The following is a 15,329-nucleotide window of genomic DNA, read 5'->3' as shown; positions in this document are numbered from 1 at the left end:
GGTCATGGCGCCAGCGGCGACGACCACGGGCGCTCTACACCGGGCTCTAGCCCGTCGTGAAATCCCTCGGCGGCTTATCCAGCGTTACCTCACGGGTGGTGACCTGGGTCACTTCGGCCTGCTCGGGCCCATATTCAAGCCAGTCGGCGACCCGTTCCACCGCGTCACGAGGTCCACACAGCAACACCTCGACACTGCCGTCCGGCAGGTTGCGCGCATACCCCGCAAGCCCCTCTGCCTCGGCTTGCTGCCTGGTGGCAAAGCGATAGCTCACGCCCTGTACTCGCCCTTCCACCAGGGCCTCCAGGCATAGGGTGTCATCGGACATCGTGGCTGCCTCCTGCTGCTCGTCCATTGGTTCCTCTCTGGCGACATCGGCCCCTTGAACCGTATCATCGACGCTGACCTCGTCATCTTCGTTGGCCTGACGGCTCTCCACCGTGCCAGCAGTCTCCGCTCCCCCTGCCTCCAGCTCCGCCTCATGCTGACGCTCGCGAGCCTCCTGCTCGAATTCCCGTTCTTCTTCGGCGCTCAACTGGGCACGCACGCTCTGCTGATCGAGCAGTTCCTGCTTGACCAGCACGGCGCTGTTGCGCGGGATGATGGGCTTGTGCCGGGCGAGTAGATGGACCTTGGTAAAGGCAGCACCAAACAGCAGGATCAGCGAGGAGTAGTAGACCCACAGCAACACCACCACCACCGACCCCGCCGCACCGTAGGTCGAGGCAGTCGCGTTGTAGGCCAGATAGAGCGCGATACCGGTACGCCCTATCGAGAACAGCAAGGCCGTGACAACCGCACCGACGATGACGTCGCGCCAGCGCAGCACCACGTCGGGCAACACCTTGAAGATGGTGGCAAAGAGCGCGGCGATCACGCCGATCGACACCAGCAGCTCCACCCCTCGTGTCAGCAGGCTGACGTAGGGCAGCACATCATCGGCGGCTTTCAGCGCCGCCCTGACGAACACCCCGAGCCCCACTGACACCAGCAGGATAAAGCCGATCGCCAGCACGATCGTCAGTGACAGCATGCGATTCTTGACGAAGATCCACAGGCTGTTGCTGCTGGGGCGTGCCGCGACGCCCCAGATGGTGTTCAGCGAAAACTGCATCTGGCCGAACACCGTAGTGGCACCAACCGCCAGGGCGGCAAAACCCAGCAGCGTCGGCAACAGCCCGGACTCCTGGATCCGCGACTGGGCGACGGCATGCTCGATGGCGGTGGCCGCTTCGGGGCCCATGGTGCCCTGCAACTGGGCGAAGATTTGCCCCTGTGCCGCCTCCTCGCCCAGCACCACACCGATCACCGTCACCGCGATGATTACCGTCGGCGCCAGCGAAAACAGGGTATAGAACGCCAGCGAGCCGGCGTAGCTGAAGGCGTTGCGCTCCAGCCACAACGCCACCGAGCGACGCAGCACTCCCCACCAGAAGGCGAAAAACTGAATGATCATGGCGTTCCCTCGTCATTATCGTTGCCCTCAGCATACCTAACACCGACGGTATACGCAGGAACATGCGCCAACGCGACGCCCTGATGCTGCCAGTTCATCACGACCGGATCGTCGTGACGGGGTGATCGAGCCTCCTTCATCTAGCCTCATTTATCCAGCTCGGGAGCCTGTCTGTTTGCACCGGTCTGTTTGCGCCTTCCAGTCGTCGCCACCATAATGGCGGCGACGTTTTCCAGGAGCCCTCCATGCCCACCGATCTGGCCACCTCTCCGCCGCAGACCGAGTTCGACTGCCTGGTGTTCATCGGACGCTTTCAGCCCCCGCACCTCGGCCATCTGGCGGTGATTCGGGCGGCCCTCAAGCAGGCCAGACAGGTCATCGTGCTGGTAGGCTCCGCGTGGCAGGCGCGCTCACTGCGCAACCCCTGGCGTTTCGACGAACGCCGCCAGATGCTGCGCAGCGCCTTCGACGAAGACGACAACGCTCGCCTCGAAATCGTGCCGCTGCTGGATGCGCTCTACAACGATGATGTCTGGGTGCACGACGTCCAGCGCAAGGTGCGCGATCTGGCCCACCCCGAGAGCGCACGGTTACCACGTATCGGGCTGATCGGCGCCAGCCGCGGTCAGTCGAGCTACTACCTGTCACTCTTCCCCCAGTGGGAGTCGGTGAGCGTACCGCTGGTCGAAGCGATCTCCGCCAGCCAGATTCGAGAACGGCTATTTCGCTCCGAGGGCTCGGCGGTAGAGTATCTCTCCACCAACGCAAGCCACGATCTTCCACCGGGCGTGGTGGAACATATCCGCCGCTTCATGAGCGGCAAGCCCTACCGCCAGCTCGGGGAAGAACAGCAACTGCTCGATCAGTACCGCTCGGCCTGGGCCCAGGCGCCCTACCCGCCGATCTTCGTCACCGTCTGTGCGGTTGTGGTGCAGTCGGGCCATGTGCTGCTGGTGCGGCGCACCTCGGCGCCCGGCAAGGGACTCTATGCCCTGCCCGGGGGCTTTATCAGCGCCCAGGAACGACTGATGGACGCCTGTCTGCGCGAGCTGCGCGAGCGCATTCGGCTGAAGGTGCCGGAGCCGGTGCTCAAGGGATCACTACGCGGTCAACGGCTATTCGACGAGCCGCACCGAAGCTGGCGTGGGCGAACCCTGGCCGAAGCCTTCTACTTTGCCCTGCGACCGGATCAGAACCTGCCGAGGCTGAAACCCGTCAAGGGTGGCGACCATGCGCGCTGGGTACCCCTGGCGGAACTCGAGCCGGAAAGCCTGTTCGAGGATCACTTCTTCATCATCCAGAACTTTCTCGGGCTGCCTGCCGATCGACGCTCCTGAGGCACGCGGCAAGATCCAACGGCGGTAACAACATGGCGGACAAGGGAAGCCCCCTGTCCGCCAAGTTTCCTGCCGGTGCCGACCCGGCTAACCGTCAATCGTGCTCGGTCAGCAGCGCCAGCGCCTCAAGCAGATTCGGGTCCAGGTCATTCGACCGGTGATGGGCCCTACTGAGCTGCTCGCTGAAGCCTGGCGCGGCCACAGGGGACGACGGCTCACTTTCACTCACCTCCAGCCGAACCTTGTCCAGGTCCAGCACCAGGCGATAGTGATGTGCTTCCCCTTCACCGCCTCGGCTATCGATATCCAGCGTCACCTTTTCCAGCGCCGCCGGCCGTTCGATCAGCAGCTGACCGATCGAGGGACGCTGGATCCAGTCCGGCAAGGCTCGTCCCCCGGGTAATGACACCTTGATGTCGCGTTGCCCTTCCGGCAGCGTGAGCCACGCCCGCTCGTTCTCGACCAGAGCCTCCAGCGTCGCTCGGCCATCGCTGCTTGCCCACGACGTCGCTCGCACCTCACCGGGATGAGCCAGCGATCTGGCTTCCTGCAGCATCGAGGAGCTCCAGGCGCTGGATTCTCTCGGCTGATCCTTGTTTACCACCTCCATTTCAGCGTCGGTCAGCGCCGAGATGCCGTGTACCGCCGCTCTTACTGCCCCATCGGTAGACAGATCGGCAAGGCCACCAAGGCCTCCGTACTGATTGACCACCTCATCGACCATGCCATCGGCATGCATCAAGGGCCCTTCAGCATCCGACTCGACATCCTGCGCCGGGACTTCGGGCGCACGGTCACCGATATACAAGCTATCGAGGGGCTCCACCGTCACCGAGACGGTCACGTAGGTTACACCGCCCTGCCCGTCCGACACCGCGACGACAAAGCTGTCGCTGCCGAAGAAGCCTGCTTCCGGCACATAGATGAAGGATCCATCCGGGTTCAGGGTAAACTGACCGTGTCGAGGACCGTCATCCAGCGCGAAGGTGAGATCATCCCCTTCAACGTCCGATGCCACCACCTGACCAGCGGCGGCTTCACCGCTGCCGGTGACGATAGGATCGGCACTGGCCACAGGGACGTCATTGACCGGCTCAACCGAGACGGTGACTACCACGGTAGTGGTGGCACCGCTGGCGTCGGTCACGGTCACGCTGAAGCTGATATCGCCACTGACGTCGGGGTCGGGCACAAAGGTGAAGGTGCCATCCTCATTGAGCGTGACGGTGCCGCCGTCCGGTTGATGGTCGAGACGGAAGGTCAGGTCGTCATTATCCACGTCGGTGGCGACGACGCGCCCCTCGACCGGGGTATCCTCGGTGGTGACGATGGGATCTACGCTGGCGACAGGGGCGTCATTGGCGCCGAGAACGCTGATCGTCAGCGTCGCGGTGGAAACACTGCCATCGCTGTCGGTGATGGTGTAGCTGAAGGTCTCGGTGAGCGTCTGCCCCGGTTTGAGCGCGTCCACCACCGGGTTGCTGTTGTCCAGCGTATAGGAATAGCTGCCGTCCGCGTTCAGCACCAGGCTACCGTAACGGCCCTCCACCGGCTCGCCAACGCCGCCCTCGGGCGATGACTGACCTGACCCGACCGCCGTGACCCCGCCATCCACCGCAACGCCATCGACACCATAGTGGTCATTGAGGAGGACATTACCGCTGCAGTCGCTTCCCGGCTCTGAGCCTTCCTCGCTCACCTCACCGCGGTCATTGCCGGTGCCAGGACCATCGTCGATGATGGCGATGGCCAGGGTGCCAATGTTGTCGGTGGTCTCTCCCTCCACGTCGGTGACGCCGATGGCGAAGCTGTCGTTGACCGCGCCGCCGGAGTGATCAGCCCTCGAGGCCAGATGGTAGGTATAGCTCACCTCTCCGGTGGCGGGGTCGTAGTAGCGCAGCACCAGGGTGCCGTGATCGCCGGTCACCTCGATGGGATGGCTACCACAGTCCTTGAGCTGATCCAGGCTGATGGTGCTTCCCCCCAGGGTCAGGCTGGACAGACTGTCGGCTGGTCCGAGGGTAAAGGTGCCACTGTGGCTCAGGCCCAAGCCCTCGTGGCTGCCTCCTGTCAGACCGGCCTCGTCAACCGACCCATCGGTGGTGGCGTCGCCTGCTGAATCGCCCCCTCCTGGCTCACCGCCTCCATCCCCCAGCCCACCGACAGTCACCTTGTCGTCCACCGCCGTGACCGAAATGCTCAGGCTCGCATCGGAGGTCGCGCCCCCATCGTCACTGACGGTATAGGTGACCAGTGGCACCTCGCCGTTGTAGTTCAGCGCCGGCACGAAACGGTAGCTGCCATTGGCGCTGATGGTCAGCTCGCCGACGCCTTCGATGACGGCGGTCTGCCCTGCCAGGAAGGTTCCCTCGATACCATCGACACTGAAGCCCGTAACACTGAGGCTATCGCCCTCGATATCGCTATCGTTGGCCAGCAGGCCGTCTTCGGCGGCGACCGTCAGAGGCGTGTCCTCGGCGATCGTGGCCTGGTCGTTCTTGGCGGACGGCGCGTCATTGACCGGGGTCACCGAGACATCGACCTCCACCGTGACCGTGGCACCGGAAGGGTCGGTCACGGTGACAGTGAAGCTGGTGTCGCCGTTGAAGTTGGCATCCGGGGTAAAGGTGAAGTTACCTTCCTCATCGAGGGTAACGGTGCCACCCTCTGGCTGCGCATCCAGACTGAAGGTGAGCTCATCGTCATCGACGTCGGTGGCGATGATCTTGCCATCCACCGGAGTATCCTCGCTGGCGGTCACCTTTTCCGCAGAAGCCTCCGGCGCGTCGTTGGCGCCACGAATGGTGATCGTCAAGGTGGCGGTGGCGAGATCGCCGTCGGCGTCGCGGATCTGATAGCGGAACTTCTCGGTTAATATCCCACCGACCTGGAGCTCGTCCACCTCGCCATTGGTGTTGTCCAACGTATAGCTATAGCTGCCATCGGCGTTGAGGATCAGGCTGCCGTAGCTCCCTTCCAGCGGGACGCCGGTGGCCCCATCGAGACTTCCGGCTTCAACACCAACCCCAACCACCGCCCCATTGGCATCCGCACCATCGGCACCCGGACGATCATTGGCCCAGACGCTGCCGGCGCCGGCAGCACCGTCCTCGTCGACGGTACCGCTGTCATCGGTCGCACTCGGACTATCATCGTCGATGTCGATCACCAGCGTCCCGGCGTTGGCGGTGACCTCACCCTCCACGTCGGTCACGCTGATCATGAAGTCGTCGCTCACCGGCTCGTTGGCGTGATCTGCGTTTGAGGTCAGCAGATAGCGGTAGCTGACCGTACCGGTGGCGCGATCGTAACCTTCGATGGTCAAGGTGCCGTAGCGGCCCTCGATCGCGATGGGTGACGACGCGCTGGCCTCGAGCTCGGCAAGGCTGATGCTGCGACTGCCCAGGGTAAAGCTCGCCAGGCTGTCCGCCGGCCCCAGGGTAAAGCTGCCGCTATGGCTCAGCCCGCTACCTTCATCGCTGCCCCCGGGCAGGCCGGCCTCGCTGACGGAGCCATCACTGATGTTACCTCCCTCGCCGCCATCGTTCCCGTCGCCCAGGCCGCCCAGGTTGACCTGGTCGTCCACCGGCGTGACCGTGATGTCCAGGGTGGCGGTGCTGGTCCCACCCTCGCCATCGCTGACGGTGTAGGTGATCGTTGGTACCTTGCCGTGGTAGTTGAGTGCCGGTTCGAATCGCCAGGCACCATCGGCCTCCACCGTCAGCTTGCCGACACCATCGATGGTGACGGTCTCACCGACATCGATGCTCTCGCTCATGCCGTCGACGCGAACGTCCACGACCACCAGGCTGTCGTGATCGGTCTCGATGTCACTGTCGTTGTCGAGCAGACCAGGCAGACTGTCGTCGCTCGACGAGTCAAGCGGCGTGTCCTCGGGGGTACTGGCGGTCTCGCCGGTCACCTTCGGTAAATCATTGACCGCTTCCACCTTGACCGTGACCTCGACAGTGGTGGTACCGCCATTGCCATCGGAAACCGTGACCTTGAAGGTGATATCGCCATTGACGTTGTCATCGGGGGTGAAGGTGAAAGTGCCATCGTCGTTGAGCGTGACCTTGCCCCCGTCGGGCTGCGCGACCAGATCGAAGCTGAGGTCATCTCCTTCAACGTCACTGGCCTCGATGGTACCGCTGACCGGGGTATCCTCCTGGGTCGTCAATGCATCGACGCTGGCCGTCGGCGCGTCGTTGGCCCCCTCGATGGTGATGGTCAGAGTCGCGATGGAAGTACTGCCGTCGGCGTCGGTGATCTGATAGCTGAATATCTCGGTCAGCGAACCACCCGATTTGAGGCTATCGACCTCCGTATTGGTGTTGTCCAGGGTGTAGGTATAGCTGCCGTCGGCGGCCAGGGTCAGACTGCCGTATTTGCCGACAACCTCGCTACCGACACCGTCTGAGCTGACGCTGGAGCCCGGGCCCGTCGCCGTCACCGTGACGTCTCCATCGGCACCCTCGCGGTCATTGGTCAATACACTACCGGTGCCGGCATCGCCGTCCTCGGCGACGCTGACCTTGTCCTTGGCGGCGATCGGCGCGTCATCGAGAATCTCGATCATCAAGGCCTTGGGGCAATCCCGGGTCGAATTTTCAAGTTGGTCTGTCATGACCACGTCGACGCTATCGAACACTCGCTCTCCACCATGCTCAGCCGCTTCTGTCAGCACGAACCGATAGAGCACGGTGTTTTCCCGCACGTCGGTGCCGTCGCCTTGCTGGTAGCCGATAATCTCGAAATAGCCGTGATCGGTCTCGATGCGTACCGACGGATTGTCGGCGGACAACGCCGCCAACTCGCTCGGGGTGAAACTCGTGTCGCCGATGGTCAGGGTTTTGAGCTGCTGCGTCACCCGGTCCACCACCGAGAATGATCCCTCGTAGATCACCTCAGCCGAGTCTCCAGGGTCTGTGCCGGTGGCGCCATCCGTGTTGAGTTGAGCTTCGTCTACCTCGCCCCCTTCCGTGCCAACCACCGCCGTCGTGCCGTAGATGCGGATGGTCAGGGTGGCGGTGGCCGTATCTCCGTCAGGATCGGTGATCTGGTAGGTAAAGGTGTCTGAAACGTGTCGCCCGGCAGCCAGCCACTTGACCGTGTCCGAGTCGAAATCGGGTACATAGCGGTAGCTGCCGTCGGCGTTCAAGACAAGAGTGCCGTATTCACCCTGAAGCCCCTGTCCGATATGGGACGCCGACGGCCCGTCTGATCCTGCCCCCACTGCAGTGACCGTGCCACCGTCACCGCCCAAGAAATCGGCGTCACCGTCCATGGCATCGGGATCGTCGCCTCCGTCGCCGGTCAAGACGTTTCCATCGGCGATACTGCTGGGTTGATTCGGCTTGTTGATCGTGTCGTCGACGTCGTTCACGGCCTTCGGTGCATCATCGAGTATGGCAATCGACAGGGTACCGGCATCCGCAGTGACGTCACCGTCGACGTCGGTGACGGCGATCGCAAAATCGTCACTGACAGGCCCCTGGCTATGGTCGGCGTGTGCCTTGAGGGTATAGATATAGCTGACCGTGCCACTGGCCCTGTCGTAGCCATTGATCAAAAGCTCGCCGTGGCCACCCTGGATCCTGATCGGCGTACCGGCACTGTTGACCAGCTGGTCAAGCGTCAAGGTGGTTCCGCCAAGGCTGATACTGGCGAGGCTGTCCGCCGGTCCCAGGGTGAAGCTGCCGGTATGGGAGACGCCACTACCGAGGGTACCGGTCCCCCCCGCCAGACCGGACTCGCTGACCTGTCCATCGTTGGCACCATCACCGTCACCACTACCATCGCCCAGGCCACCGACGGTGACCTTGTCGTCGACCGCCTCGACGCTGAGCTGGAGCGTTCCGGTGGTAGTTCCGCCGGCACCATCGCTGACGCTGTAGCTGATCTTGGGCACGTCACCGTGGTAGTTCAGCTCCGGCTCGAAGCGGTAGGACCCATCGGCGTTCAAGGTGAATTTGCCGACGCCCTCGATGGCGACCGTCTCGCCCGGCTCGAAGGTTCCCGTCACGCCCTCGATGGTAAAGCCGCTGACGCTGAGACTGTCACCATCCACATCGCTGTCGTTGGCCAGTACCCCACTGTCCTTGTTCACCACAAGGGGGGTGTCTTCACTCGTGCTGTTGGTGTCCGGGGTGGCCACAGGAGTATCGTTGACCGGCGTCACCGTCACCGTAACTTCCACCGTGGTGGTACCGCCGTGACCGTCGTCTACCGTAACGCTGAAGCTGACATCACCGTTGACGTTGGCGTCGGGAGTAAAGGTGAAGGTTCCGTTTTCATTGAGCGTGACCGTTCCCCCGTCGGGCTGGGCCACCAGATCGAAGGACAGCGAATCCCCATCCACGTCGCTGGCCGTGATCTGGCCGTCGACCGGCGTGTCTTCAGGCGTGGATATCGCATCCACGCTGGCCACAGGGGCATCGTTCGCGCCCATGATGGTGATGGTCAGGGTCGCTATACTGGTATCACCATCGGCATCGATGATCTGATAGGTAAAGACCTCGGTCAGGTTCGCCCCCACCGCCAGCGCGTTGACCTCAGTGTTTGTGCTATCGAGTTTGTAGAGGTAGTTGCCGTTGGCATCGAGGATCAGGCTACCGTAGGAGCCGTCAACGCTGCTGCCGACACCGCCGCTCGGCGAATCCTTGCCGCTACCGACCGCATTGACCAACCCTTTGCTGGGGGCGCCATCGGCTCCTGCCAGGTCATTGCCGATGACCGAGCCGCTGATGTTGCCACCGTCCTCCACGGCCTGGCCGGTATCGGCCTTGGCTACCGGTGCATCGTCGATGACGGCGATGGTCAGAGTGCCCGCATTGGCGGTGACATCTCCCTCGACGTCGGTCACCCCAATGACGAAGCTTTCGTGGACCTTACCATCGCCATGGCTGGCATTGGTGGTCAGCGTGAAGGTGTAGCTGACGATACCGGTCTTCTGGTCGTAGCCGGTAATGGTCAGCAGACCATGGGTGCCGTTGATCTTGATCGGGGTGGTGGCGCTGGCTTCCAGTTGCGCCCGAGTAATCGATGTAGTGCCAATGGACAGGCTTGCCAGACTATCGGCGGGCCCCAGCGTGAAGCTGCCGCTGTGGGATATCCCGCCGCCCGCCACATCCGAGCCACCGGTCAGGCCCGACTCCTTGACAGAGCCGTCGGTCATGGCGTTGCCGTCACTGCCATCGTTGCCATCGCCAAGCCCGCCCAGGCTGACCTCATCATCCACCGGCTTTACCTTGATGACCAGTACGCCACTGGTGGTCCCGCCATTACCGTCACTGACGCTGTAGGTGACCTTCGGCACGCTGCCGTTGTAGTTGGTCGCCGGCACGAAAGTATAGGAACCGTCGGCGTTCAGGGTCAGGGTCCCCACCCCGGCAATGGTGGCGGTTTCGCCCGCCTTGAAGCTGCCCGTCACGCCCTCGACACTGAAACCGCTGACGCTCAGGCTATCGCCTTCCACATCAGTATCGTTGGCCAGTACGCCCTTGTCCTCGGCGACCTCGAGTGTCGTGTCTTCGTTGGTCTCGGCCTTGTCATCCACCACCGTCGGGGCGTCATTGACCGGCGTCACCGTGACGCTGACCTCGACGGTGACGGTGCCTCCGTTGCCGTCGGAGACGGTTACGCTGAAGGTAATGTCACCATTGACGTTGGCGTCGGGGGTGAAGGTGAAACTGCCATCCTCACTCAGGCTGACGGTACCACCTTCCGGCTGGGCGACCAGATCAAAGGACAGGTTATCGCCATCCACGTCCTCGGCCACGATGCTGCCGTCCACCGGCGTATCTTCCGATGTGGTCAAGGCGTCGACCGACGCGGTCGGTGCATCGTTGGCCCCCTTGATGGTGATGGTCAGGGTGGCGGTGCTGGTATCGCCGTCGGCGTCGATGATCTGGTAGCTGTAGGTTTCGGTCAGGGTCTCGCCCTGCTGCAGTGCATTGACCATGGCGTTGGTGTTGTCCAGCGCATAGACATAGCTGCCATCGGCGTTGAGCGTCAGGGTGCCGAAGCTGCCCACAAGGGCGCTGCCGACGCTTCCCCCATCGGTGGATTCGGCAACACCCACCTTCGACACCTTGCTGCCATCGGCGCCTTGCCGGTCGTTGCTCAGTACGTTGCCTGTGGAGGCCGCGCCGTCCTCGGTCACCGAACCGGTATCGGCGGTGGCCGACGGCGCATCATCGGTGATGCGGATCGACAGGGTGCCGATACCCTTGGTGATATCTCCCTCGACATCGGTCACATCGATGGCAAAGCTGTCCTTCACCGCACCACTTGAGTGGTCGGCGGCGGAAGTCAGGGTGTAGCGATAGCTCAGCGTCCCGGTCTGGCGATCATAGCCCTTGATCGTCAGGGTCCCGTGGCTGCCGGTCACCTTGATCGGCGTCGTGGCACTGGCCTCGAGCTGGGCCAGCGTTATGGTTGAACCACCCAGGGTAAAGCTCGCCAGGCTGTCCGCCGGACCCAGCGTAAAGGTGCCGTCGTGGGTCAGTCCTGTGCCGTCGGCATCGACCAACCCTGACTCCTTGACCTCTCCGTCGACGCCGTCCCCGCCATCACCGAGCCCGCCCACCGACACGCTATCGTCGACCGAATCGACCGTGATGCTGAGGGTGGCGGTGTCGCTGACGTGCCCGTCGCTGAGCACATAGGTCACCTTGGGTACGCTGCCATGGTAGTTGAGCGCGGGATCGAAGCGGTAGGAACCATCGGCGTTCAAGGTCAGGGTCCCCACCCCGGCAATGGTGGCGGTTTCCCCCGCCGTGAAAGTGCCCGTCAGCCCCTCGACGCTGAAGCTTGCCACCGACAAGGCATCGCCATCGATATCGCTGTCATTGCTCAGCACGCCCTCGTCCTTGCCAACGATCAAGGGTGTGTCCTCCGCTGTGCTGGCGCTGTCGTCTGACGCGACCGGCACATCATTGACCGCACTGATCTTGACCGTCACCTCCACCTGGGTCTTGCCGCCGTGGCCGTCATCCACCGTGACGCTGAAGGTGATGTCGCCGTTGACGTTGGCGTCCGGCACGAAGGTGAAGGCGCCGGTGTCCTCGTCGAGGGTGACGGTTCCCCCCTCGGGCTGAGCATCAAGGGTAAAGCTCAAGGAGTCACCATCAGGGTCCTCGCCGACGATGGTGCCCGTGGTCTCGCCGTCCTCTGCACACTTGGCGGTGATATCCTCCGCTGTCGGGGCGTCGTTGGCGCCCTTGATGGTGATGGTCAGGGTCGCCGTGCTGGTATCACCGTCAGCGTCGGTGATCTGATAGGTAAAGGTCTCGGTGAGGGTTTGCCCCTTCTGCAGGCCGTTGACCGTAGCGTTGGCGTTGTCCAGGGTGTAGAGGTACTTGCCACTGGCGTCCATCACCAGGCTACCGTAGTCACCGGCAATGCTGCTGCCCACACGCCCCGAAGGCGCAGCCTCGCCCTTGCCGACCGCGCTGAGTGCACCGCTGTCGGCGGCCCCATCGGCCCCCAGGGTGTCATTGGAAACGACATTGCCCGTCAGCGAACTGCCGCCGCTGGCGTCCTCGTCGACGCTGCCCTGGTCTGCCTTGGCGGTCGATACGTCATCGACCACCAGGATGGCCAGCGTGCCTGCGTTGTAGGTCTCGTCGCCATCGCTGTCGGTGGTGCCGATGGTAAAGCTGTCCAGGACCGGATCCGACCCATGATCGGCGACCGACGACAGGACGTAGCGGTAGGACACGACCCCGGTATCGCTGTCATAGCCGTTAATCGACAGCTCACCGTAGCTACCCGTGATAGTGATCGCGGTGGTGCCACTGGCCTCCAGCTGTGCCCGGGTTATCATCGTGACACCGATGGTCAGGCTGTCGAGGCTCGAGGCGGGCCCCAGGGTAAAGGAGCCCGTGTGCACACTACCACTGCCGCCGGCGGCAGAGCCCCCGGTCAAGGCCGATTCGTTGACGCTGCCATCGCTGCCGTCGCTGCCATCCCCGAGGCCGCCAAGTGACACGCTGTCTTCCACCGAGGCAACCGTAATGGTCAGGGACCCGCTGGAGGTCCCGCCCTTGCCGTCGCTGACGGTGTAGGTGATCTCCGGGACACTGCCGTGGTAGTTGGGCGCCGGGGTAAAGCTGTAGGAGCCATCTGCGTTGAGCGTTAGCGTCCCCTTGCCGGGGATGCTGGCTGCCTCACCCGCGGTGAAGCTGCCGGTGACGCCGGCCACGCTGAAACCGGAGATGACCAGACTATCCCCTTCGACATCGCTGTCATTGGCCAGAAGTCCTTCGCTCTTGTCGACACTCAGCGTCTCGTCTTCCTTGGCATCGCCCTTGTCGTTGGTGACCACAGGGGCATCATTGACGGCGGTCACCGTAATCGTAAGCGTCGAACTGGCGTAGCCTCCGGGTCCCTTCAGGCTGTAGCTGATGATCGGCAGTGCACCGAAAAAGTTCGCCACAGGATCGAACCGGTAGGAGCCATCCTTGGCCAGCGTCAGCTTGCCGGTGACATTGCCGTCACTGTCCTTGACGGTATTGGCCTGCCCCAGTACCAGGGCGGTATCGGCCACGCCGTCACCGTCGGTGTCGATGGCCGCCGAGGCGATTTCGGTGGCCCCCGCCAGGGTATCGTTGGACAACAAGCCCTTATCCTTGGTGACCACCAGCGCCACGTCCTCATTGGTCTTCCCGGCGTCTTCCACCGCCGTCGGCGGACCGATGCTGTCGCGATAGTCCAGGTCGAAGCCGGGGGGTGAGGCGTCGCTACCATCTGCTGCGATATCGTTGTCGCTGTCAGAGAGCGCAAAGTTGCCGTCAACAAGGTTCTCATCATTGGCATCAAAGCCATCGTTGGCGTCCGATCCCTCGAAGATGTCGAGGAGCCCGTCGCCGTCGGTATCGGTGCTGTCACTGACCGACGTTGCGCCATCGTCGCGCTCGGCGATATCCAGCTTGCCGTCGTCGTCGGAGTCACTGTCGAGATAGTCTACGGTGTTGTCGCCATCGGTATCGACCGGCGTCAGCCCCTTGCTGGCCGTAGCGGTGATATTGCTGGTGTCCTTGTCGTAGGCGTCATCGAGTCCGTCCTTGTCGACATCGGTGCCAGTGGGCTTTATATAATCCTGGGTCGTCTGCGCCTCGACATTGTCGGTGATGCCATCATTGTCACTGTCGATATCCAGGTGATCGGCGATATTGTCACGGTCAGTGTCCTTCGCCAATCCGCCGATACCAATCCTGACACATGACCCTACATTGGCAACCACATTGTAGTCAGGATGCCACCCCATGCTCAGGGTCACCGTTTTTACATCGACGACCCTTACCGACCACGACTCTCCGTACAGATTCCCCAGCCCTTTCACGCTGAATGTGAGCGAGTTAAGATAAATTCCCTGGGCGACATTCAAGACATTGTCGGGATCGTAGACCACGATATAGGCACCGGGGCTCGATACGGTAAGCTGATCATACCTATCAAATTGCCTGCTATTGGGCACGTTCTTGCTGTCGATAACGAAGTCCACAAAGGCATCTGTCGCCAGACTGACCGTTGCCACATTATTCTCAGAATATTCAAAGTTCACCGCTCCGGATTCTTGACCATAGGTGAGGCTACCCTCGGTGGTATTTGAGGTCACCTCAACCTTTGTTCCGTTAAAGTCAAGATCCGGTATCTTGTCGTTGGCGATATCGGTCGTGTCGAATTTCTCTTCTACAGAGGTATCTTTTCCTTCGGTAACGTCAATAACTCCGTCGTTATCCTGATCGATATCAACCGTATCGATGATACCATCGCCGTCACGATCCAAGACAGCATTTTCGCGATAGTCAAAATCGACAACAAGTGGCTTTGCTCCGTCGCCATCCGCCGGCAGATCGTCGTCGGAATCAGCCAACGTAAAACCGTTCTCCGTGACATTTTCATCGTTTGCATCGTAGCCATCGTTGGCATTCGTTCCCTCGAAGATATCCAGCAGGCCATCATGATCGGTGTCGGTAGCATCCGTAATGGAAGAGGCCCCATCATCGCGCTCGGCAATATCCAACTTGCCGTCGTTGTCGGAGTCACGATCGATATAGTCGGCCGTGCTGTCCCTATCGGTATCGACCGGCGTCAGCCCCTTGCTGGCCGTAGCGGAGGTATTGCTGGTGTCCTTGTCGTAGGCGTCATCGAGTCCGTCCTTGTCGACATCGGTGCCAGAAGGTTCTATGTAATCCTGGGTCGTCTGCGCCTCGACGTTATCGGTGATGCCATCGTTGTCGCTGTCGATATCCTTGTCATCGCAGATACCATCACCATCGGTATCCCTTGAAATATATTGAAACGCCACACGATCCATGGCGTAGTCGCCGTTTCCTGCGCCCCCGTCCTGATCGACCTTCATCACGATGCCATAGTTGCCGGCCTTGCTCAGATCAAACACACCGCTAAACGTCTTGAAAATACCACTTCCTGGAAGATCGCCGATAAGACCGTACGCCAGCGTCTTGAAGACCTTTCCCGCATCAAAATCCCAGATAAATACATTATAGCGATCCGAACCACTTGAA

General features: G+C 61.9%; 3 protein-coding genes and 1 pseudogene. 1 reads left to right on the top strand and 3 read right to left on the bottom strand.

All coding sequences use genetic code 11. The annotated features are described in order from the left end of the window. Nucleotides 1–46: 46 nt before the first annotated feature. Nucleotides 47–328: an acylphosphatase gene (gene yccX / locus RBB39_RS09590; RefSeq protein WP_197037157.1), complete on the bottom strand. Its 282-nt coding sequence runs from the start codon at nucleotides 326–328 to the stop codon at nucleotides 47–49. A 231-nt stretch (nucleotides 329–559) separates the two neighbouring features. Beyond that, nucleotides 560–1,456 (bottom strand): annotated as a pseudogene (locus RBB39_RS09585) (YihY/virulence factor BrkB family protein); the annotation flags it as partial. A gap of 245 nt (nucleotides 1,457–1,701) precedes the next feature. Between RBB39_RS09585 and RBB39_RS09580 the strand changes: the two are divergent. Then, nucleotides 1,702–2,793, top strand: coding sequence for a bifunctional nicotinamide-nucleotide adenylyltransferase/Nudix hydroxylase (locus RBB39_RS09580; RefSeq protein WP_045994963.1), 1,092 nt, complete (start codon nucleotides 1,702–1,704; stop codon nucleotides 2,791–2,793). A 94-nt stretch (nucleotides 2,794–2,887) separates the two neighbouring features. Here the strand turns inward: RBB39_RS09580 and RBB39_RS09575 are convergent, their stop codons facing one another. Further along, on the bottom strand, nucleotides 2,888–15,202 hold the full coding sequence (locus RBB39_RS09575) for an Ig-like domain-containing protein (protein ID WP_306169054.1): 12,315 nt from the start codon (nucleotides 15,200–15,202) through the stop codon (nucleotides 2,888–2,890). Between the last annotated feature and the right edge of the window lie 127 nt (nucleotides 15,203–15,329).

Origin of the sequence: Halomonas sp. MMSF_3323 (assembly GCF_030733595.1) — a bacterium.
Taxonomy (GTDB): domain Bacteria; phylum Pseudomonadota; class Gammaproteobacteria; order Pseudomonadales; family Halomonadaceae; genus Halomonas; species Halomonas litopenaei.
Note: the sequence above shows the minus strand (reverse complement) of the source record. Positions and strands in the feature narration are given on the sequence as shown.

What these genes read in the sequence shown, in the direction of transcription:
- RBB39_RS09580 (WP_045994963.1), top strand. Translation starts at nt 1,702, where the DNA reads ATGCCCACCGATCTGGCCACCTCTCCGCCGCAGACCGAGTTCGACTGC.
- yccX (WP_197037157.1), bottom strand. Translation starts at nt 328, where the DNA reads ATGTCCGATGACACCCTATGCCTGGAGGCCCTGGTGGAAGGGCGAGTA.